23 protein-coding genes and 1 tRNA gene are annotated in these 20,842 nt (G+C 45.9%); 22 read left to right on the forward strand and 2 right to left on the reverse strand.

Annotated elements, in window-relative coordinates; translation table 11 throughout:
• Nucleotide 1 precedes the first annotated feature (1 nt).
• Entirely contained in the window at nucleotides 2-784 is a 783-nt protein-coding gene (locus Q0394_RS03065) for a TOBE domain-containing protein (RefSeq protein WP_298945515.1), read from the reverse strand.
• A gap of 63 nt (nucleotides 785-847) precedes the next feature.
• Between Q0394_RS03065 and Q0394_RS03070 the strand changes: the two genes are divergently transcribed.
• The 3 genes from Q0394_RS03070 to Q0394_RS03080 are packed head-to-tail and all read left to right on the forward strand — an operon-like array spanning nucleotide 848 to nucleotide 4,725.
• Nucleotides 848-1,669, forward strand: a complete 822-nt coding sequence (locus Q0394_RS03070; protein ID WP_298945516.1) for a VacJ family lipoprotein — start codon at nucleotides 848-850, stop codon at nucleotides 1,667-1,669.
• Nucleotide 1,670: 1 nt separating this feature from the next.
• A complete protein-coding gene (locus Q0394_RS03075) occupies nucleotides 1,671-2,258 on the forward strand; it encodes an ABC transporter substrate-binding protein (protein ID WP_298791322.1) in 588 nt (195 codons plus the stop codon).
• A 7-nt stretch (nucleotides 2,259-2,265) separates the two neighbouring features.
• The gene (locus Q0394_RS03080; protein WP_298945517.1) at nucleotides 2,266-4,725 is read left to right on the forward strand and encodes an MMPL family transporter; all 2,460 of its coding nucleotides are present in this window, start codon (nucleotides 2,266-2,268) and stop codon (nucleotides 4,723-4,725) included.
• A gap of 234 nt (nucleotides 4,726-4,959) precedes the next feature.
• Here Q0394_RS03080 and Q0394_RS03085 read toward each other — a convergent pair whose 3' ends face one another.
• Nucleotides 4,960-5,568 (reverse strand): BON domain-containing protein, encoded by a 609-nt coding sequence (locus Q0394_RS03085; protein ID WP_298945518.1) that lies wholly within the window; start codon nucleotides 5,566-5,568, stop codon nucleotides 4,960-4,962.
• Between the two features lie 92 nt (nucleotides 5,569-5,660).
• Here Q0394_RS03085 and Q0394_RS03090 point away from each other — a divergent pair.
• The 19 genes from Q0394_RS03090 to Q0394_RS03180 all read left to right on the forward strand — a co-directional run bounded on the left by Q0394_RS03090 (nucleotide 5,661) and on the right by Q0394_RS03180 (nucleotide 20,798).
• Nucleotides 5,661-5,758: transfer RNA gene (locus tag Q0394_RS03090), tRNA-Sec, on the forward strand.
• Between the two features lie 82 nt (nucleotides 5,759-5,840).
• Nucleotides 5,841-8,093, forward strand: coding sequence for a PAS domain S-box protein (locus Q0394_RS03095; protein ID WP_298945519.1), 2,253 nt, complete (start codon nucleotides 5,841-5,843; stop codon nucleotides 8,091-8,093).
• Nucleotides 8,090-8,959, forward strand: coding sequence for an ATP phosphoribosyltransferase regulatory subunit (locus tag Q0394_RS03100; RefSeq protein ID WP_298945520.1), 870 nt, complete (start codon nucleotides 8,090-8,092; stop codon nucleotides 8,957-8,959). Before Q0394_RS03095 ends, Q0394_RS03100 begins: the two co-directional genes overlap by 4 nt.
• A complete protein-coding gene (locus tag Q0394_RS03105) occupies nucleotides 8,956-10,206 on the forward strand; it encodes an adenylosuccinate synthase (protein ID WP_298945521.1) in 1,251 nt (416 codons plus the stop codon). The genes Q0394_RS03100 and Q0394_RS03105 overlap by 4 nt, the downstream gene beginning before the upstream one ends.
• 1 nt (nucleotide 10,207) lies before the next feature.
• Complete coding sequence (locus tag Q0394_RS03110; protein ID WP_298945522.1) at nucleotides 10,208-10,636, forward strand: flagellar export protein FliJ; 429 nt, start codon at nucleotides 10,208-10,210, stop codon at nucleotides 10,634-10,636.
• Complete coding sequence (locus Q0394_RS03115) at nucleotides 10,633-11,262, forward strand: MotE family protein (RefSeq protein ID WP_298945523.1); 630 nt, start codon at nucleotides 10,633-10,635, stop codon at nucleotides 11,260-11,262. The genes Q0394_RS03110 and Q0394_RS03115 overlap by 4 nt, the downstream gene beginning before the upstream one ends.
• Before the next feature lie 324 nt (nucleotides 11,263-11,586).
• Nucleotides 11,587-12,138, forward strand: coding sequence for a DUF507 family protein (locus Q0394_RS03120; protein ID WP_298791336.1), 552 nt, complete (start codon nucleotides 11,587-11,589; stop codon nucleotides 12,136-12,138).
• On the forward strand, nucleotides 12,135-13,253 hold the full coding sequence (gene carA / locus Q0394_RS03125) for a glutamine-hydrolyzing carbamoyl-phosphate synthase small subunit (protein ID WP_298791338.1): 1,119 nt from the start codon (nucleotides 12,135-12,137) through the stop codon (nucleotides 13,251-13,253). Before Q0394_RS03120 ends, carA begins: the two co-directional genes overlap by 4 nt.
• A 106-nt stretch (nucleotides 13,254-13,359) precedes the next feature.
• The gene (locus Q0394_RS03130; RefSeq protein WP_298945524.1) at nucleotides 13,360-14,031 is read left to right on the forward strand and encodes a sulfite exporter TauE/SafE family protein; all 672 of its coding nucleotides are present in this window, start codon (nucleotides 13,360-13,362) and stop codon (nucleotides 14,029-14,031) included.
• Entirely contained in the window at nucleotides 14,024-15,241 is a 1,218-nt protein-coding gene (locus Q0394_RS03135; RefSeq protein WP_298945525.1) for a PAS domain S-box protein, read from the forward strand. Before Q0394_RS03130 ends, Q0394_RS03135 begins: the two co-directional genes overlap by 8 nt.
• Complete coding sequence (locus Q0394_RS03140; protein WP_298945526.1) at nucleotides 15,238-15,915, forward strand: response regulator transcription factor; 678 nt, start codon at nucleotides 15,238-15,240, stop codon at nucleotides 15,913-15,915. The genes Q0394_RS03135 and Q0394_RS03140 overlap by 4 nt, the downstream gene beginning before the upstream one ends.
• Before the next feature lie 95 nt (nucleotides 15,916-16,010).
• Nucleotides 16,011-17,492 (forward strand): cytochrome-c oxidase, cbb3-type subunit I, encoded by a 1,482-nt coding sequence (gene ccoN, locus Q0394_RS03145; protein ID WP_298945527.1) that lies wholly within the window; start codon nucleotides 16,011-16,013, stop codon nucleotides 17,490-17,492.
• The gene (gene ccoO, locus Q0394_RS03150) at nucleotides 17,485-18,150 is read left to right on the forward strand and encodes a cytochrome-c oxidase, cbb3-type subunit II (protein ID WP_298057346.1); all 666 of its coding nucleotides are present in this window, start codon (nucleotides 17,485-17,487) and stop codon (nucleotides 18,148-18,150) included. Before ccoN ends, ccoO begins: the two co-directional genes overlap by 8 nt.
• 8 nt (nucleotides 18,151-18,158) lie before the next feature.
• Complete coding sequence (locus Q0394_RS03155) at nucleotides 18,159-18,380, forward strand: cytochrome c oxidase, cbb3-type, CcoQ subunit (protein ID WP_002949110.1); 222 nt, start codon at nucleotides 18,159-18,161, stop codon at nucleotides 18,378-18,380.
• Entirely contained in the window at nucleotides 18,380-19,240 is an 861-nt protein-coding gene (locus Q0394_RS03160; protein WP_298945528.1) for a cbb3-type cytochrome c oxidase N-terminal domain-containing protein, read from the forward strand. Before Q0394_RS03155 ends, Q0394_RS03160 begins: the two co-directional genes overlap by 1 nt.
• On the forward strand, nucleotides 19,241-19,450 hold the full coding sequence (locus Q0394_RS03165; RefSeq protein WP_295143959.1) for a DUF4006 family protein: 210 nt from the start codon (nucleotides 19,241-19,243) through the stop codon (nucleotides 19,448-19,450). It abuts the gene before it with no gap.
• 2 nt (nucleotides 19,451-19,452) lie between these two features.
• Nucleotides 19,453-19,554, forward strand: coding sequence for a hypothetical protein (locus Q0394_RS03170; protein ID WP_231679342.1), 102 nt, complete (start codon nucleotides 19,453-19,455; stop codon nucleotides 19,552-19,554).
• Nucleotides 19,555-19,660: 106 nt separating this feature from the next.
• Complete coding sequence (locus Q0394_RS03175) at nucleotides 19,661-20,335, forward strand: hypothetical protein (protein WP_298945529.1); 675 nt, start codon at nucleotides 19,661-19,663, stop codon at nucleotides 20,333-20,335.
• The gene (locus Q0394_RS03180) at nucleotides 20,328-20,798 is read left to right on the forward strand and encodes a FixH family protein (protein WP_298945531.1); all 471 of its coding nucleotides are present in this window, start codon (nucleotides 20,328-20,330) and stop codon (nucleotides 20,796-20,798) included. Before Q0394_RS03175 ends, Q0394_RS03180 begins: the two co-directional genes overlap by 8 nt.
• The last annotated feature ends 44 nt before the right edge of the window (nucleotides 20,799-20,842 follow it).

Here is a 20,842-nt window from a genome sequence, read left to right on the forward strand (position 1 = left end):
TTTATACTCCTATTATGATTTGACTTGCTTTGATTATAGCGGTGAGTTCGTCGCCCACGCCGATACGCATCTGCATCGCGCTTTCTTTGGTGATGATAGAGGTTAGCGTCTGATGGTTGCTGATTTCTAGCACGATTTCGGCGTTTACCGAGCCGATTTTGGCCTCAATCACGCGTCCTTTTAGTAAATTTGCCGCGCTTAGTTTTAGATTTTCCTCTTCTGCGAGCATTACGCTTGGAGCTTTAAAGATAAATACGACCTTTTTGCCGACTTTTAAATTTAGATTTTTTTCAGACTCGACCGTGACGTTAGCGCGTAAAATTTCGCCGTTTGAGAGCTTGGCGCTGATTTGCGAATTTACCGCGCCCGTTTTTACCTCGGTTATCTCACAGCTTAGTTGATTTCGTGCGCTTAGACTCATGCTCATGCGCTGTAAATTTAAAATTTCGTTCGTATCAACGTTTATATTTGAACAAACTTTTTCTAAAAATATCTTTTGGCTCTCCAGCATCGCGTCGTATAGCGTGATCATCTTTTTGCCGTAGGGCGTGAGCTCCGAGCCGCTGTTTTTCTTGTTGCCCTCGGCTCTTGCGATTAGTGGTTCGTCCGAGCGGTTATTTAGCGCGTCTAGGCTGTCCCATGCGTTTTTGTACGAGATGCCGACGTACTCGGCTGCTTTTGTTATGCTTTTGGTGTGCTCGACGGCCTTTAAAAGCTCTATGTGCTTGGCTAACACCGATACCCCGCTATCTAAAAATAGCTCTAAACTAACGTCTGCTTTCATGAAAATCCCCCAAATTCTATCAATATAAAAAAATAATTTGCTAGGAAGTATATTTAAATATATATGAAAAATAACTTAAATAAACTTCGTAATACCGGGCATTTTGAAATTTATAAATTTAAAAGCTACATTGAGATAAAATCTCAGGTTACTGCCTTTGCAGACTTGAAATTCGGAGATTCGATGAGAAAATTTTTACTCTCTTTTTTGCTTTTTTTTAGTTGCGTTTTTGCCGAACAAACGCAAGAAAAGAGCGAATTTGACGACGAATTTACGCAGCCTAGCGAGATTTTCGATCCGCTTAGCGGTTATAATAGAATGATGACCGGCTTTAACGATTTTATGTACGTAAACGCCATCCACCCCGCGATAAAAGGCTACAACTACGTAGTGCCCGAGGCTGCAAGAACCGCTGTGGGGAACTTTTTTGACAACCTTTTATATCCCGTTCGTTTCGTAAACAACCTCTTGCAGTTTAAATTTAGCGAGGCAGGCGAAGAGACACTGAGGTTTTTAGCAAATACAATCATCGGCTTTGGCGGGCTAACCGACGGCGCGAAATACTACAATCTGCAGCGCCACGACGAGGATTTTGGCCAGACGCTTGGATACTGGGGCGTTGGTAGCGGATTTCACGTGGTTTTACCGTTTATCGGCCCGTCAAATTTACGCGATATCGTCGGTCTAGTCGGCGATTATTACCTCGATCCCATAAGCTACGTAAAGCCGGCGCTAGACTCCTTTGCGATAAAAACTTTCCGTCAGGGCAACCTTTTGTCTTTACATCCAGATGCTTACGACAATCTTAAAAAAGATGCGATCGACCTGTATCCGTTTCTACGCGACGCCTACGAACAGCGCCGCAACCACCTAATAAAGGAATAAAATGAAGTTTTTAAAAATCATCCTGCTTGCGCTTTTTAGCGCGGTTAGCCTCTTTGCGATCAGTGAGGATCAGATAAAACCTACGATGCAAAAAACGACGCAAGACGCCATCGAGGTGCTAAAAAACGCAAATTTGAGCAAAGACGAGAAAATAAGTAAAATTTTCGCCGTTTTTGATCCATATTTTGACTACGAACAGATGTCGAAAATCGCCCTAAACAAGCGCTACAACAACCTAAACGCCGAGCAAAAGGCTAAATTTAACAAAGCTTTTGAAGAGAGGTTAAAATCAAGCTACGTCGATAAGCTTTTAAGCTATAAAAACCAAACTATAAATTTTAAAGACGCGACCAAACCAAACGAAAATCGCTACTTTCTAAACGCCGATTTAGTCGGCGAGGACGGCAAAAACTACGGCTTTACGTATAAATTTTACAACGCCAAAGAGCGCGGCTGGCTCATCTACGACGTCGAAATTTTAGGCGTTAGTATCATCCAGACCTACCGCAGCCAGTTTGATAGCCTAATGGAAAACGAGAGCTTTGAAAATTTGCTTAGCAAGCTAAACTCCGTCCAAGCTCCACAATAAGGCGCTGATGAAGCGGATTTTTAAATTTATCGTCAACTTTCCAAAAAGCGTTATCGCAGGCGTACTGGCCGCTACGCTCTTTTTTGGATATTTTAGCGGCAAGCTCGAGGTGGACGCGTCTACCGAGACGCTGCTGCTTGAAAACGATAAAGATCTAGCCGTCTTTAGAGACGTTTCTAAACGCTACGTTAGCCCAAACTACCTAGTTATAGCCTACACGCCAAAAGACGATCTGCTCGCGCCCTCTACGCTTGAAAAGATAGAAAAATTAAGCCGCGAACTAGAAAAAAACGAGCTCGTCTCAAACGTCATTTCTATATTAAACATCCCGCTGCTTCAAAGCGGAACTAACGATCTAGGCGAGCTGGTTAAGCATGTACCTAGCCTTGCCGATACCGATATAAACAAAACCTTGGTGCGCCGCGAGTTTGTAGATAGTCCGCTATATACGAACAACCTCGTTAGCCGCGATCTAAAAACTACGGCGATCGTGCTAAATTTAAAGACCGATGAGAAATATCAAAGCATACTAAACGAGCGAAACGCCCTGCTAAACGCCAAACTCGACGGCAATATCACAATCGAGCAAAAACATCGCCTAAGCGCGGTAAATGCGCAGTTTAAGGCTCACCGCGACGAAGCGCGTATAAAAGAACACGCAGCGATCGAGCAGATACGCGAGACGATAGCGAAATTTGGCGGCGGCGAGAGTCTGTTTTTAGGCGGGGCAAATATGATCGCCGATGATATGGTGAGCTTCGTGCGCTCGGATCTTGCGACCTACGGCATCAGCGTAACTCTACTTTTGGTCTTTTGCCTTTGGCTCTTTTTTAGGCAGATTCGTCACATCGTTATGCCGATTTTTATCTGCGTGATTAGCGTTATTTGGGCGAGCGGGCTGTTTGGGTTTTTCGGCTGGGAGATCACGGTAATTAGTTCAAACTACATCGCCCTTCAGCTCATCATTACTATCTCGGTCGTCATCCACCTGATCGTGAGCTACCGCGAGTTCTGCCTTACAAAACCGCACCTTAGCAACCGCCAGCTAGTCTATCTCACGCTGCGAGATAAGGCTAGTCCGTCGTTTTTTGCGATATTTACGACCGTTATCGGCTTTTTGTCGCTTGCGCTTTCTGATATCAAACCGATCATAATGCTTGGAATCATGATGAGCGCGTCGATCTCTATCTCGCTGGTGCTTGCGTTTTTGCTATTTGGCTCCGCGATGGCGCTGATGCCAAAGCTGGCTCCCGTTAGGACGTTTGAGGATAAATTTAGCTTTACCAAGCACTGCGCCGCATTTGCACTAAATCATAGCCGCGCCGTTTACGCCATCAGCCTTGCGGTGCTTATTTTTGGGCTTTACGGCATCTCAAAGCTAAAAGTCGAAAACAGCTTCATAAGCTATTTTAAAGATACGACCGAAATCCACAAAGGCATGCAGGTGATCGATACGAAGCTAGGCGGCACGGTGCCGGTTGATATATTGATCAAATTTAACAAGCCTAAATTTGACGAAAAGGCTGCCAAAAACGAGCCTAAAGACGAATTTGACGACGAGTTTGCCGCTAGCGCGAACGAGGATAAATACTGGTTTAATCAGCATAAAATCGATGTCGCGAAAAAGGTGCATAACTATCTGGAAAATAAGCGCTTTATCGGGCACGCTAGCAGCCTAAACACCGTCGTAAAGATCGTCGAGCGTATCACGCAAAAGCCCGCCGACGGCCTCATGCTCTCGATCCTATATGAACAGATCCCGCAAAAGTACAAAGACATTATCCTAAGCCCCTACGTGAGCATAAAGGACAACGAGCTGCGCTTTACGGCGCGCACCCTAGATAGCGACGATGCGCTACGCAGGGACGAGTTTTTGCACGAGCTTAAAACCGATATCGCAAATTTGATCGCAAACGACAACGCGAGCGTGCAAGTTAGCGGCGCGATGGTGCTTTATAACAACCTCCTTCAAAGCCTCATCGCCTCGCAAGTTGATTCTTTTGGTTTTGTTATCTTGTCGCTTTTTATCGTTTTTTGTATTATTTTTAAAAGCATAAAGCTCGCCGCCATCGCCATCACGTCAAATTTAATCCCGCTTTGCGCGGTGTTTGGCGTCATGGGCGTGCTGGGCATTCCGCTTGATATCATGAGTATTACGATAGCAGCTATCAGTATAGGCATCGGCGTGGACGACATCATCCACTACATCCACCGCCTAAAAATCGAGCTTCGCAGCAAAAACGTCGCCGAGTCGATCAAGGCCTCGCACGCCAGTATCGGCTACGCGATGTACTACACCTCGTTTGCGATCATCCTTGGCTTTAGCATCATGGTAACGAGCAACTTTATCCCGACGATATATTTCGGACTTCTGACCGATCTTGTTATGATAATGATGTTGTTGGGGGCGCTAGTATTGCTGCCAACCTTAATCAAAACCTTTTACCGGGCTAGGATCCCCCGCTGATTCCCCATAAACGACGGATTTCAAAAGTAGTTTTTGATTAAGGCGCTCGGTCACATACCATATGTATGCTCTCGTCACGCCTAATCAAAAACTATTTAAACTACGCCTATTCTGTCTGGAATGTTTGTCTCTTGTCCTGGTAAATTTGCAAATTTGGCTTCTTAAATTTAGAACGTGCGGTGTGTGCCTTGGAGGATAAAATCTTTAAATTTAACTCAAATTTGAAGGGAAAAACTACTCTTTCATAACCTTAAGAAAAGAGTAAACATCCCGCACGCCTTCGATGTGTTTGGCATACCAGATCGCGTGTTTTTCCTGCTCGATATCGGTGATGATGCCGGTAAATACGACGTTGCATTGCACTACGCTTACTCTCACGCTTGTGCCACTGATTATGCTGTCTTTAAAAAAATTATTTTTTAAATTTAACATTATGGCGAGGTTACTTTCACATTCGCCGCCGTCGCTAGGGAATCTAATATACGTATAAATTTTACTCACGCCGTCGGTGTTTTTGGCTAGTTCTACGAGTTTAGTTTTGTGCTCGGCGTCAGGCACCACGCCGATGAGATACACGTCTCCATAAAAACTCTCGACGTCAACGTTTAGGTTGCTAAGCCCGCTTGAGGCTAAAATTTTAGTCTGGATTTTTGTTTTTATAAATTTATCTTTCGTTATCGAATAAATACCGCGCTCGTCTTTACTGATCTGGTAGGCGTCGTAGACGTTTATGCCAGTTAGCGGCGTCACGGTCGTAAAGAGCTCAAGACAACCGCCGAGGAAAAAAATCGACGAAAAAATGAGAAGGTTTTTTAAAAAAAATCGCGCAAATAGCTTTTTCATCGCCGACCCATAAAATTTTCTCCAAATACTATAGAAATCAAACTAAAATTTATATAAATTTAGTTATAATCGCGCTCATCATCTAAAGACGCGGAGGATAAAGCGATCTGGTGGCGCTCGCGGACTTCAAATCCGATGGCGGGGCGGTTGACCGCTTCGCGGGGAGTTCGATTCTCTCATCCTCTCGCCAAACTTCTAAATTTATTATCTTAAAACAAGCAAAATTCAGCTACAATAAGCCGTTTATATTAAATTAATTTAAGGTTTTTCTTTTGGCTAGTTCATCCGCCTCCAAATTTCCTCTCGCACGCGCCGTTTTGGGCAGAATATATGCGGTGTTTTTGGCTACCGCCGTATTTCTGATATGCGCTGCTAGCTTTGGGTTAAATTTAAAATTTGAAGGCGTAAAAGAGGATATTTACGCTGCAAATTCTAACTTTAAAACTTTCATCAAAGAACGCGCCGTAAATATAGATAACGAACTTAAACTTATCGAAAGATATATTGAAGCACCCGATTTTGACCAAAAAGCGATCTTTGACTTTGCCGTAAAAAATAATAACGAATATATGGCCTTTTTTATCGTAAACGAACGGGGCGAGATAGAGTTTGTCAGCGATAAAAATTTGCGCGACGCATACTCCGCCTTTTTCCTATCAAAGCCTTGGGAAAACGAGCCTGAGGATAAAATTTTAAGATCAGAGTTTATGTTTGACAAAAGCGACGTACCGACGAGAATCATTGCAAAAAAGATGAAAAACGGCAAAATGGTGGCTACGCTCATACGCTTTACGGCGATTTACGAGGAGTTTGCTCGCGGATACGAGATGATCGGCGTAAATTCGTTTGCGATAGATAAAAGCGGCAGGATCGTATTTCACCAAAATCCGGAGTTGGTTTTAGAGCATAAAAATATCTTTGATCTTTACGACGTGGACGCGGATTATCTAGACAGCGACGAAGTAAAATTTGCAAATTTAGGCTCGCTAAACAGCGAGATTTATTATATCCAAAGCATTCCCGGGATCGGTTTGGCCGTGGTTTCAAGCTATCCTGTGGATAAATTTATAAAAGAAAATTTACTATTTTTGCTAATCTGCATCGCATTTTTAGCCGCAGGCGGATTTTTTACCTTTTCTTACACCAAATTTGTCAAAAACTCCGTCATAAAACCGGTTTTATCCATCAAAAACTTAGTCGCAAAAGCCGGCGACGGCGAGGAGATTAAGACCTACGCGAAATTTGGCTCGGTAGAAGAATTTGATCAAATCTCGGACGAGATCGTCAAATTTTACGGAGATTTCGGCGAGAAAAAGGCGAAATTTGAAGAGTACTCGCGCAAATTTGGATTTTTGTTTGAAAAAGGGCCTTTTATCTTGCTATTAATCGACGCAAAAAGTGGCAGGATCGTTGAAGCAAGCGCGAGAGCGTGCGAGTTTTACGGATTTAGCGAGGAAGCGATAAAAAGCAAAAATTTAGCCAAGCTAAATGCGTCAAATTTGACCGATATGAAAACGCTACAAGAAGACGAAGGCGAAATTTACGAAACGAACCATTTTGCTGCGGGCGGCGAGATAAAGCAGGTGCGCATCTACAAGCAAAACTACGAGTTACCCGGCGGCGAAAAGATCGGCTTTTGCGTCGTAAAAGACGTTACGAAGAGCAATACTTTAAAGAAAAACGCACAAAAACAAAGCGAGATAGACGCGCACTCGCCGCTGTTTAGCGTAGTTTGGAAGGACCGCTTTATAGGCGATATATCAAGCGTTTCGGACAATATCGAGCGCGCATTGGGCTACAAAAAAAGCGAAATACTCTCAAACGAATTTGAGTTTAAAAACATCATCCATCCAGATGACCGAGATAGGCTCGCGAACGAATTTAACATCAAATTTAGCTTATTTAACGCGGCTTCGCTCAAAAAAGAGAACGAGTCGCTGCAGTCTTGTAGGCTGATAAGGAAAAATCTAGAGGTCATAAACTGCAGCGTATTTATCAAATTTATCTCAAAAGACGGCAGAACCGTGGATGAGGTGATCGGATACTTTATCGAGAGCAAGCTGGCGGCAAATTTGACCACAAAAACCGGCATGGAGATAGCGCGTCTAAACGACGACAAAGAGGGCGCATATAAAAATACGATTTTAAACCTATTTGCAAACGCGCAAGAAGCCGTCGCTGTAGTCGGGTTAGACGGCGTATTTTTAGACGCTAACGAAGCCTTTTGCAAGATAAGCGGCTACTCCAAAAAAGAAGCTATCGGCAAGCCGTCGAATTTACTAAAATCAGGCGTGCATGATGATAAATTTTACGAACACATGTGGAAGAGATTGCTGAAAAAAGGCTTTTATAGCGGCGAAATTTATAATAAGCGTAAAAGTGGCGAAATTTATCTCGAGCAGCTTAGTATCGCGACCGTTTATAGCGGCTCAAAGCCTAGCTACTTCGTGGCGGCGTTTCACGAGTTGCCGTGGGTAGAGCCTGAGATACAACAGAATGAATCAAAAGCAAAGGAGCAAGAGTGAGCGAATTTGACGCGAGCGTTTACGAGCACGAAATACCAAGCGGCACGAGGCTGTATTTCGGACAAAGCGCGAAACTAAAAAGAAAGATCGAGCGCGCGGCGAGCGAAATTTTAGAAAAAAACGGATTTCACGAGATCGTGACGCCATTTTTCTCGTATCATCAGCACCTTAGCGTGCAGCCCACGGCTCTGGTGCGCTTTAGCGATCACGAAAATCACCAAATCAGTCTGCGCGCCGATAGCACTGTGGACGTCGTGCGCATCGTGCTTAGACGCCTAAAAGATACCGAACCTAAACGCTGGTTTTACATCCAGCCGGTTTTTAAGTACCCTAGCACTGAAATCTATCAAATCGGCGCCGAGCTAATCGGCGAGAGCGATCTGGCTACTAGCGTCAAGATAGCAAAGGAGCTTTTTGAGTCGTTTAACCTTGCGCCCGTGCTGCAAATCAGCCACATCGCGATCCCGCAGATCGTGTGTAGGCTGCTAAATTTGCCTATTTCGATATTTGAGCACGGCGAGATCGAAAAAATCCTAAATCAAAATGAGGAGTGGCTAAAAAGGCTGGCCTTCGTAAACACGGTGACTGACATCGACGAGATTTTGCCGCTGGTGCCTGATGAGATAAAAACAGCACTGCTTGAGATAAAAGAGCTGGCGCAGGCGGTAAAATATGAAAATTTAAGAATTGTTCCGTTATATTATTCAAAGATGAGGTATTATGACAAGCTGTTTTTTAGATTTTTAGGCGGCAACGCCGTGCTAAGCGGCGGCGGCAACTATGAGATAGAGGGCATCAAAAGCAGCGGTTTTGGCGTATATACCGACGCGTTAATCGAAAATTTAGATCAAAAGGAGAGAGTATGAGCAAGGCTGACGTGATAGTAGGCGTGCAGTGGGGAGACGAAGGTAAGGGTAAGATCGTAGATCTGCTAAGCGGCGGCTACGATATGGTGTGTAGGTGTCAAGGCGGACACAATGCGGGTCACACGATCGTCGTAGAGGGCAAGAAAATCGCGCTGCATCAGGTTCCATCGGGCATACTTCATAAAAATATAATAAACATCATCGGCAACGGCGTCGTGCTCTGTCCGGCCGAAATAATCGAAGAACTAAAGCAGTTTGGAGACGTTTCGGGACGGCTGTTTATCAGCGACAAGGCGCATTTAAATTTGCCTTATCACGCGCAAATCGACCAGGCTAAAGAAAAGGCCAAAGGCGCGCATGCTATCGGCACGACGGGCAAGGGTATAGGGCCTGCGTACAGCGACAAAATCAGCCGCAGCGGACACCGCGTCGGGGAGCTAAAAAATCCCGAGAAACTTTGCGACGCGATTTTGGCCGATTTTGCGGCAAATAAAGCGTTTTTAGACGTTTTGGGCGTCAAAGCGCCTGCTCGCGATGAGCTTTTGGGCGAGCTAAAGAGCTACGAGGCAGCGCTGGGTAAATTTATAGTTGATACCACGCATATGGTGTGGGATGCGATAGACGCGGATAAGAAAATCTTGCTAGAAGGCGCGCAGGGCACGCTGCTAGACATCGATCACGGCACCTATCCTTTCGTGACTAGCTCAAACACCGTAACCGCAGGCAGCTGCAGCGGTATCGGACTAAGCCCTAAAAACGTTGGCGAGGTGATCGGTATCATCAAAGCCTATACCACGCGCGTTGGCAACGGTACCTTCCCGACCGAGGATATGGGCGAAGACGGCGAAAAGATACGCGATATCGGACGCGAATACGGCGCAACTACGGGCAGACCGCGCCGCACTGGCTGGTTTGACGCGGTTGGCGTTAGATACGCGGCTAGACTTGATGGTGTGGATAAATTTGCGCTGATGAAGCTTGACGTTTTAGACGGCTTTAAAAAGGTAAAAATCTGCAAAGCCTACGAGAAAAACGGCAAGATAATCGAGTATTTCCCAAGCGATTTAGAGGGCGTAAAACCGGTCTACGAGGAGCTTGAAGGCTGGGATAAGGTAGAAGGAGCGCGTAAATTTGAGGATCTTCCTGCAAATGCAAGGGCCTTTATCAAACGCATCGAGGAGATCACGGGCGTAAAGGTCGGCATAGTATCTACTAGCCCGGAGCGCGAAGACACGATAGTTCGTTAAGATGAAAAGCAAATTTACGCAAATCGTAAATATAAAAAAGCGAAATTTAGACAAAATCGAGCTAAATTTAGCAAGAACCAGAAACGAAGCGACGATGATAGAGGGCTTCATAGTGCAGGCCGCCGAGCAAATTTCAAAATTTGAAATGCCCTCTAGCGGCTCTGCGGCCGATCTGCGCGGATCGCTGGAGCTTCTGGGCGCGATGCGGCGAGAAAAAAATCTGCTAACCGAGCGGCTCGAGCTAATGAAAAAAAACATCGCGCACCTCGAGCGGCAGTACAAGGCGGCAAATTTGGAGTACGAAAAGATGAAATACCTGCAAACGCAGGACTTTAGCGCGCAAATAGAAAAGATAAAAAAGGCCGAAGCGGCGGCTCTGGACGAGTTTGCGACGATGAATTTTACTAGGCAAAAAGAGGCGAAAGCTTGAAGAAAATTTTAATTTTACTAACTTTAAATTTATGCGCTTGGGGCGCAAGCGACGTAAACGCTCAAAGCGCGAGCCAAAGCGGCTTTAAGATCCCGGTGGACTGCGTTTCGATATTTGAAACTAGAAAAGACGAGCTAAAAAGAGAGCTTGCCAAAATAGATGAGGCAAGGCAGGCTTTGGAGGCTTTTCGTGCTAGTTCGGCGGCGCTTTTTGAGGAGCGAAACGCCAAGCTAGCCGTCAAAGAGGCCGAGATAAACGCAACTCTAGTCCGTGCGCAAGAGGAAAAAAAGCAAACCGAGCAGCTGATAAAGAAAAACGAGGAAATCGTAAAAGAACTAAAAACGATGACTAGCGACAAGGTCGGCGAGACCTACGGCAAGATGAAAGACCAAGCCGCCGCCGACGTGCTAAGCGCGATGGATAGGGCGGACGCGGCTAGCATCATGTACTCGCTAAGCCCTAAAAAAATCTCCGCGATAATGGCAAAAATGGAGCCTACCGTAGCGTCTGAAATCACGCTTTTAATCAAGCAAGGCCCGCCGTTTATAAAGGCTGAGAAAAACGTAACGCAGGAAGTCTCTCCTACATCTCCAGACGGCCCGGCGGGCAATCTGCTAAATTTGTAAATTTGGGGCTATAACGCTCTAAATTTAGCTTGGCTCGCGTCTAAATTTGAGCTCAAATTTGTGCGGATAATGCGAAAGCTAAATTTGCCTTTGGCGGTAAAATTTGACTCCAAAGGCTAAATTTTATTGCCGTCAAATTTAACGCTAAAACCTAAATTTAACTAACACCCAGTCTTAAAAAAGCCAAAAATACTTTAATCCGAGCGTCAAATTTTGCTTCAAATTTTACCAAAAACAAACGCTTGCCAAAACAAAAACTCCGTGAGATTTTAGGTATTTCTTACCAAATTTTGGTTAAAATCAAGTCCAAAAAGAGAGGTAAAAATGCGTATAAAACTCCCACACACACCCTACATCGCGCACAAAATCGCTATTGATTTATTAAAGTCCGGATTCGTAAATTTAACGCGCGGAGTAGAGCCCGTAGCGGCATGCGCGAAAGAAATTTTAGATAACGATTTGCAAAAAGAAAAGGCTCTTGAAGAGCGCGTAAACGAGGTGCTCGCCGAGAACGAAGACGATATGGAGAGCATGCAAGTTGATAGAAAAAATATGTTTTGGCTTGTAAAAAAGAAGCTAGCTAAAGAGTACGGCGTGATACTTACGTACGAAGACCGCTTTAGCAACGTCGCCCACCTAGTGCTTGAGGGCGCTTGGAAAAAGGGGCTCATCGACTACACGGTTTCCGAAAATCGTATCAAAAACATCATCTATGGCTCGATCGAAGAGTATATAAAAACGTATGAAATTTTACAAGACGTGGTCATCGACAAGATCGACGGCTACAAGCGCAAATTAATCCCGGGCACCGAGGAGTACGACATCGTATTTGAGCGGCTCTACGAGGACGAACTAAGAAAACGAGGCATGCTGTGAGAGCTTATATCTACCTTGAAAACGGCGTTTTTTTACAGGCGAAGGCCTTTGGTGCGAGCGGTACAGCTAGTGGCGAAATGGTCTTTAACACGAGCCTAACGGGCTATCAAGAGATCATGAGCGATCCTAGTTACGCTGGGCAGTTTATCGTTTTTACCATGCCTGAGATCGGTATAGTGGGCGTAAACGAAGACGATATGGAGAGCGCGAAAATCCACGCTAGCGGCGTTTTGATGAGGGATTTTAACGCTACTACGTCAAATTTCCGCTCGCAAAAAAGCTTGGAAGAGTTTTTCAAAGAGCAAGGCAAATTTGGCGTTTACGATATCGACACTAGATTTTTAACCAAGATGTTGCGTGATAATGGTGCGCTACACGCGGTGATCTCGACTGAAATTTCAGACGAAAAAGAGTTAAAAAAACTGCTCGAAAACTCGCCTAGAATTTCAGAGATAAACTACGTCGCAAAGGTGAGCACAGAGCAAATTTACGCTCACGAAAAGGGTGGCTGGGATCACGCTAGCAAAGCCTACGCTCCGCTAAAATCAAACGGCAAAAAGATCGCCGTCATCGACTACGGCGTGAAGCGAAACATCCTAAACGAGCTTTGCGAAATGGGCCTTGAGACGCAAATTTACCCGCACGACGTGCAAGCAGATGAGCTCATCGCTAAATTTAAAAGCGGCGAGATAAACGGCGTGTTTCTCTCAAACGGCCCCGGCGAGCCAAAGGCCCTAAAAAACGAGATCGCGCAGATAAAAAAGCTGATCGAGGCTCGAGTGCCGATTTTTGGCATTTGCCTCGGACATCAGCTGCTTAGCAACGCATTTGGCTTTGAGACGTACAAGCTAAAATTCGGTCAGCACGGCGCAAATCACCCGGTTTTAAATTTGCAAACCAAAGCAGTAGAAATAACGGCGCAAAATCACAACTACAACGTTCCAGAGGAGATCGCGCAGGTTGCCGAGATCACGCACAGAAATCTTTTCGACGGTACGATCGAGGGCGTGAAGTACAAGGATTATCCCGTATTTTCGGTACAGCATCACCCCGAGGCTAGCGGCGGGCCGAGCGAGAGCAAATATATCTTTAAACAATTTTTAGAAATTTTATAGTTGCTAGTCGCGGTCAAATTTGAGCTAAATTTAGGGCTAAATTTGCGGGCCGAATTTAGCCCCTGCGTGGCTAAAATTTACAAATGAAATTTATCGGTCAAATTTGATGAGCGGCGCGGAGTTTGTTGGGGTATTGAGCGTCGCGGCGCTTAGCTCGGTAGGCCACTGCGTAGGCATGTGTGGCGGTTTTGCTATCGTGTTGGCACGGTTTTTGAACGGTAAAGGTAAAATTTTTAGCACCGCGATGATAGCAGGGTACAACCTAGCTCGAATTTGTGCTTATATGCTACTTGGCTTTATTTTCGGGTCGCTTGGCGGCGTTTTTACGCTATCTCTTGCGGCGCGAGGCTACCTGTTTTTTGCTATCGGCGTTTTTATGGTGGTTTTGGGCGTCGCGCTCATTAGGCGCGGTGCGGTGTTAAATTTCATCGAGAAAAACGCATTTTTATCCAAAATTTTAAACGAAAAAATGAAAGCCGCAATCTCTAAAAATAGCGTGCTCGGGTTTTTGACGCTCGGGTTTTTAAACGGGCTACTGCCGTGCGGAGTGGTTTATTATTTTTTAGCTTTAGCCGTAGCTAGCGGCAGCGGGGCAAAGGGCGCGGCGATCGCGGCTACGTTTGGTGCGGTTAGCTTTTTTGCGATGAGTTTTTACGCGCTGGTTTTAAAGGCAGTGAGCGAAAAATTTAAAAAACATGCGTTAAATTTAAGCGGCGCGGCGATAATAATTTACGGAATTTATCTATCTTTTATAGGATTTACGGCGAGCAATGGATAACATCAAAGCAAGATTTAGGCAGTATCAAGAGGCTATCGAGACCAGCAATATAGTCTCAAAGACCGACACGAACGGCACTATCACCTTCGTAAACGACGAGTTTTGCAAGATGTCTGGCTTTACGCGCGAGGAGCTAATCGGCGCAAATCACAACATCGTGCGCCATCCCGAGGTGCCAAAGGAGGTTTTTGCGCGGCTTTGGGATACAATTTTAGCCAAAAAAGTGCACAAAGGCACGATAAGAAATCGCACCAAGGACGGCCGCGACGTCTATCTAAACACGACTATCATCCCGATTTTGGATTTAAGCGGGCAGATCGAGGAGTTTCTTGCGATCAGGCATGACGTGACGGACGTGATAAACCTAAATAACGAGCTTGAAAAGACGAAAAAAGAGCTGTTAAATTTAAACGAAAATCTCGAAAACAGGGTCGCCGAGCAGACGGCCAAGCTCGTAAATTTAAACCAAAATCTAGAAAATTTGGTAAAGGCAGAAATCAAAAAAAACGAGGAAAAAACCAAAATGCTTTTTTTGCAGTCGCGTCTAGCCTCGATGGGCGAGATGATCGCAAACATCGCTCACCAGTGGCGTCAGCCGCTAAACGAGCTTAGCATTACGCTTTTTAAACTAAAAGAGAGCGTGAAGGCAACCGAGAAATTTGAAGCCGGCTACGAGCACGCAAAACGCGTGATAAAGGGTATGTCGCAGACGATCGAGGATTTTAGAAACTTTTTTAGCGTCGAGCGCGAGAGGGAGCTTTTCTTTCCTTCGGCTGCGGTAGAAAACGCGCTAAAGATGGTACAGGGAACCTACGAAAAAGAGGGCATAGACGTAAAATTGGAGCTAAAAAGCGAAGGTCAAATTTACGGCTTTGAGTCGCAGCTTTGCCAGGCCGTGATTATCCTACTTTCTAACGCCAAAGATGCGCTGGCAAATAAAAAAGACGATAAAAAAGTAACGCTAACGTTAGAAACAAAGGATAAATTTGCTATCATAAGAGTAACGGATAACGCCGGCGGTATAAAAGAGGAGATAATGGACAAGATTTTTGAGCCGTATTTCACCACCAAACACCCGAGCGCAGGTACGGGCATCGGTCTATATATGCTAAAAAGCATAGCCAAAAATCACGGCGGAAGCGCCGGCGCTAAAAACGTAAAATTTGGAGCGGAATTTGAGATAAAGCTGCCGCTAAAGGATGAAAAATGAAAAAATTTAAAGAGCTAACGCTACTGCTAGTCGAGGACGAGGATGGCATAAGGGAGTCGATGCAAGAGGTTTTTGGCGGCGTATTTCAAAAGGTCATCTCGGCCTCAAACGGCGACGAAGGGCTTAAGAAATTTAAAAAATTTAGCCCCGATATCGTGATAGCTGACATCATGATGCCTATCATGGACGGGCTTGAGATGTCAAGGCAGATAAAAGAGTTCTCAAAAAACACTCCCGTGGTGATCCTAAGCGCGTATAGCGAAAAGGAAAAACTACTAAAAGCTATCGACGTAGGTATCGATAAATACGTGATCAAGCCTATCGACATGGACGAGCTTTTCGCCCTGCTGGAGCAGATCGTAAAAACCAAAATCATAGGCGCCGATATCATCGAGATTTCAGGCGGATATTCGTTTAATCAAACCAAAAAAGTACTCGTAAAAAACGGCGTCGAGATCGCGCTAACCAAAAAAGAGCTGGCCTTTATCTCGCTTTTGGTTAAACGCATAGGTACGCTCGTTTTAACCGAAGAGATTAGAAACGTGGTGTGGTTTGGCGAAAAGGTAAACGATCCCGCCGTTAGAACCTTTATCAAGCGAATACGCGATAAAGTGGGCGCCGGTCTCATCAAAAACTCGCCCGGCCTTGGCTATAAAATCGAGCTAAAAAAGTGAAATTTGAAACGTAAATTTAGGTCGGTTAAGCGATTTTACACTAAAAATCTAATAAAATAACAATCTAATAACAAAATAAACAAAGGAGGATATCGATGCGACTAGACAGGGCGCTAAGCTACGACTACACGGTCGCCAAGTATTTTATGTTCGCGACGATACTGTTTGGGATAGTCGGTATGAGCGTCGGCGTTTTCATAGCGTTTCAGATGGCATATCCGGACTTAAACTATCTCGCGGGCGAATACGGCACCTTTAGCCGCCTAAGACCGCTGCACACGGCGGGCGTGATATTTGGATTTATGCTCTCTGGCGTTTTTGCGACGTGGTACTATATCGGACAGAGGGTTTTAAAGGTCTCGATGAGCGAGTCACCGTTTTTGATGACGGTTGGCAAGCTGCACTTTTGGATATATATGCTGGTTATGGCAGGTGGCGTGTTTAGTCTGCTTGCCGGCGTTAGTACGTCAAAAGAGTACGCCGAGCTAGAGTGGCCGCTAGATATCGGCGTGGTCGTGCTTTGGGTGCTTTGGGGCGTTAGTATATTCGGCCTTATCGGTATCCGCCGCGAGAGGACGCTTTATATCTCGGTTTGGTACTTTATCGCGACGTTTCTGGGCATCGCGATGCTTTATCTGTTTAACAACATGGCCGTACCGACCAAGCTGGTTTCCGGATACGGCAACTGGTGGCACTCGGTCTCGATGTACGCCGGAGCCAACGACGCTCTAGTGCAATGGTGGTACGGACATAACGCCGTAGCGTTTGTGTTTACCGTGCCGATAATCGCTCAAATTTACTACTTTCTCCCTAAAGAGAGCGGTCAGCCGATATTTTCTTACAAACTTTCGATTTTCTCGTTTTGGAGCCTCATGTTTCTTTATCTTTGGGCGGGCGGACACCATCTGATCTACTCTGCGGTGCCTGACTGGATGCAGACAATGGGCTCGGTGTTTTCAGTGGTTTTGATACTGCCGTCTTGGGGTTCGGCGATAAATATGCTCCTAACGATGCGCGGTGAGTGGCAGCAGCTTAGAGAAAATCCTCTTATCAAATTTATGATTTTGGGCTCTACTTTTTATATGTTTTCGACTCTTGAAGGACCGATTTTGGCGATCAAATCAGTAAATGCTCTCGCGCACTTTACCGACTGGGTGCCGGGTCACGTGCACGACGGTACGCTAGGCTGGGTCGGCTTTATGACGATGGCGGCGCTTTATCACATGACGCCTCGCGTGTTTAAACGCGAAATTTACTCGAAATCCTTGATGGAGACTCAGTTTTGGATACAGACTATCGGTATAGTGCTTTATTTTTCATCGATGTGGATCGCGGGCATCACTCAGGGTATGATGTGGCGCGCGACCGACGAATACGGAAATTTGGCCTATTCATTTATCGATACTGTGATAAACATTGTGCCGTACTACTGGATCAGAGCCGTGGGCGGACTGCTTTATCTGCTAGGATTTTTCATCTTTGTTTATAACATCTACAAGAGTTTTGGCGCCAAAGCGCTCGTAAAAGAGCCGCTAAGCGCGAGTCCTGCGGGCGTAAAGGAGGTTGCTAATGTTTAGTTGGTTAGAAAAAAATCCCTTCTTTTTCGCGGTTATGGTTTTTATATTTATCGCCTATGCGGGCGTGATTGAGATTTTGCCTGATTTTGCAAACAGAGCTAGGCCGCTAGAGGGAACCAAGCCGCCTACGGTTTTACAGCTTGCCGGCAAACACGTGTATATGAAAGATAGCTGTAACGCCTGCCATACGCAGCAAATTCGCCCTTTTAAGGCAGAGACCGACAGATACGGCATGTATTCGCTTAGCGGCGAGTATGCGTTTGACCGTCCGCATCTTTGGGGATCAAAGAGAACCGGCCCCGATCTTTGGCGCGTGGGTAACTACCGCACTACCGACTGGCACGAAAATCACATGAAAGAGCCGACCTCTGTGGTGCCCGGTTCTATAATGCCAGCTTATAAGCATCACTTTAGCAACAACGCCGACATCGAGACGGCATACGGCGAAGCGGTAACGACGAAAAAGGTATTTGGCGTACCGTATGACGTAGAGGGCATGCCAAAACTCGGCACCTACGAGGAAGCGCAAGCGGCCGCCAAAGAAGAAGCCGCCGCTATAGTTGAAGAGATGAAGGATGAAGAGGTCAAAAAGGCCTTTGAGCGCGGAGAGATCCGCGAGATAGTGGCGCTCATCGCCTATCTAAATAGCTTAAAATAGGCGAATTTATGGATGCGCAGACTCTAAGAGATATCCAAGGATACGGAGCTTTTATCTTTCTAGCCGTGTGCGCCGCGCTTCTTTACGGGTACTATTTTCATCTGTATAGATCCGAAAAGAGCGGCAGGCGAAACTACGAAAGATACTCCGACCTCGCCCTAAAAGACGGTATCGACGAGGAAATTTTAGAGTCTGCGTCCATAGAGCAAAACGCTAAAAAGGAAAAATAATGCAATGGTTTAATTTAGAAGATAACGTAAATTTACTGGGGCTTATCGGAGCTATTGCTATCGTTTTAGCCACGGTTTTCGTCGTAAGCCGCTTGGTCGGGCAGATGAAGGTAGCAAAACCTAAGGCCGAGCTAAGCGAGCATAGTTGGGACGGCATAGGCGAGTACAAAAATCCCGTACCGCTGGGCTGGGCGATAGTTTATGCGATATGCATCGTCTGGGCCTTGTGGTATATGATCGCCGGCTATCCTGTAAACTCCTACTCGCAAATCGGCGAATACAACGAAGAAGTCGCCGCCGCAAACGCTAAATTTGAAAAGAGTTTCGCAAATCCAGACGCCAAGACGCTTCACGCGATGGGCGAGAGCGTTTTTTTGGTGCAGTGTTCCTCCTGCCACGGCATAACCGGCGACGGTATAAACGGCAAGGCCGCAGACCTTTCCAAATGGGGTAGCGAAGAGGGGATATACGATACGATAATGAACGGCTCAAAAGGCCTTGAGTACCCGATGGGCGAGATGCCTGCCGGTATGGCGGACGAAGAGGGCGCAAAAGCGATCGCGGCCTACATCGCTAAGGAAATTTCGGGTATAAAAAAGACTAAAAACGAAAATTTGGTAGAAACGGGCAAGGAGCTTTTTGCGACCTGCGCGGCGTGCCACGGCGAGGACGGCAAAGGCATGGAGGGCAACTCTCCTGATCTATCTAAATACGGCACAGCCGAGTTTGTCGAGGACGTGTTGCAGCGCGGTAAAAAGGGCGCTATCGGTACGATGCCTAAATTTAGCGACGGCAGGCTAAACGCCTTGCAGCAAAAAGCCGTCGGCGAGTACGTCATCTCGCTTTCTAAAGGAGAATAAATGGAAAACACGAATCGAAATGTTTTTGGCCTACACGGCGTGACCGGGCTACTCATCGCGACCGGGCTACTGCTAGCGATCCTGGCGGCACTCACGTACTACGCGATCAAGCTGCAGCAAGAAGTCGCGCAAAAGCCTTACTCGCTAAACGCCTCCGAGCTAAAGATGAAAAGCGCGGATAACGCCAAACAAGTGCGCGTAAAGGAGTAAATATGCAAGCGATTTTGGAGAAATTTATCGTCGCGGGACTCATTGCGGCGGCGGCATTTACGGCGTGGGCAGTGCTAACGCCAAATCACCTTTTTGTAGGATGAAAGTTGATAAATCAAAGAGCGCAGAATTTGCCGCTCTTTTTCAAATTTTAAGCTTAAACCATAGAGGCGCGCTTTGCTTTTTGCTCGAAAATGCTCAACTTGGCCGATGCAATTTATAAATTACGCTCGCTCAAATTTAACTATCCTTTGCCGCTTCCTCGCGCTCAAATTTTCAAATTTAACCCGCGCATTTTTTATCTTTTTGCTTTTTATTTTCTACGGTGCGGCAACTTTGCAGGGCTCAAATTTGCCTCGCGAGATAGTTTTAGTAAATCAAAACATCCTAAGCCCCGCCGTGAGCGATAAAATCGCGGTTTTGGGCGAGGAGCTGGCGAGCAAAAGCGGCGTGTTTGCGGGGGTTGCGGTTTACGAGAGCTTGGATGGCAAAACGCTAAAAGAAGCGGCCGCGCAGCTAAATTTGACCCCGCCTTACGCGCTTTTGATGCTTGCTAAGGCTGAACACAAGGTGGAAATTTTTGCCGACCTGCAGACGCTTAAGCTTTTTGATAAAGAGAAAATTTTAAGTCCGTATCCAAGCTCGGGCTCGATTTTGCCTATTTTAGCGTCAAAAAACGGCAAAGATATCTTTAACGCTGCCGTGCTAAACGGCTACGCCGATCTCGCCGAGCAAATCGCCGCAAGCAAAGGCGTCGCCCTACAAAACGCGGTCGGCAATCAAAACCGCCGCACGCTTGATGCGTTTAGGATTTTTATCTACGGCTCTATCGCTCTGGTTATTTGCGTCGCCGCGTTTAGAAAATTTAGGAGGAAAAATGGCTAAAAACTACTGGCCTCACGCTATCGTTACCGCGCTTATTTTGATAGTCGCCTCCTGCGTAGCGACCGTTGCTCTGGCCGTGAAAAACCCCGTGGAGATGGACGAGTTTTACTTCGAGCGCTATCAAAACGTCGATGAAAATATAAACGAGATCGAGGCTAGCCAGCGCAGATTTGACGCTAAGTACGCTCTTAAATTTGAGCCTGAATTTGACGGGCTAAGCGGGCATTTTGCGATCGCCGTCGCGCCTAAAAACGGCTCGCAAACTTTAAATTTCACGCACGAAATTTTACTAACAAGGCCCGCGACGAACGAGCAAAATCAAAATTTAGACGCCAAATTTGACGAGCAAATTTTAAAAACTGCGCCCGTGACGCTCCCAAAAAAAGGCAGATGGCAAATTTTGCTAAAAATTTCCGACGCAAACGACACCGGCTTTTATAAATTTAACTTCGAAGCGCGCTAGTTTTCTTTGATTTTCAGCCGCTCTGGGCTATCATTTCGCCAAAA

It is taken from the genome of uncultured Campylobacter sp. (genome assembly GCF_938039205.1).
Classification (GTDB): Bacteria; Campylobacterota; Campylobacteria; order Campylobacterales; family Campylobacteraceae; genus Campylobacter_A.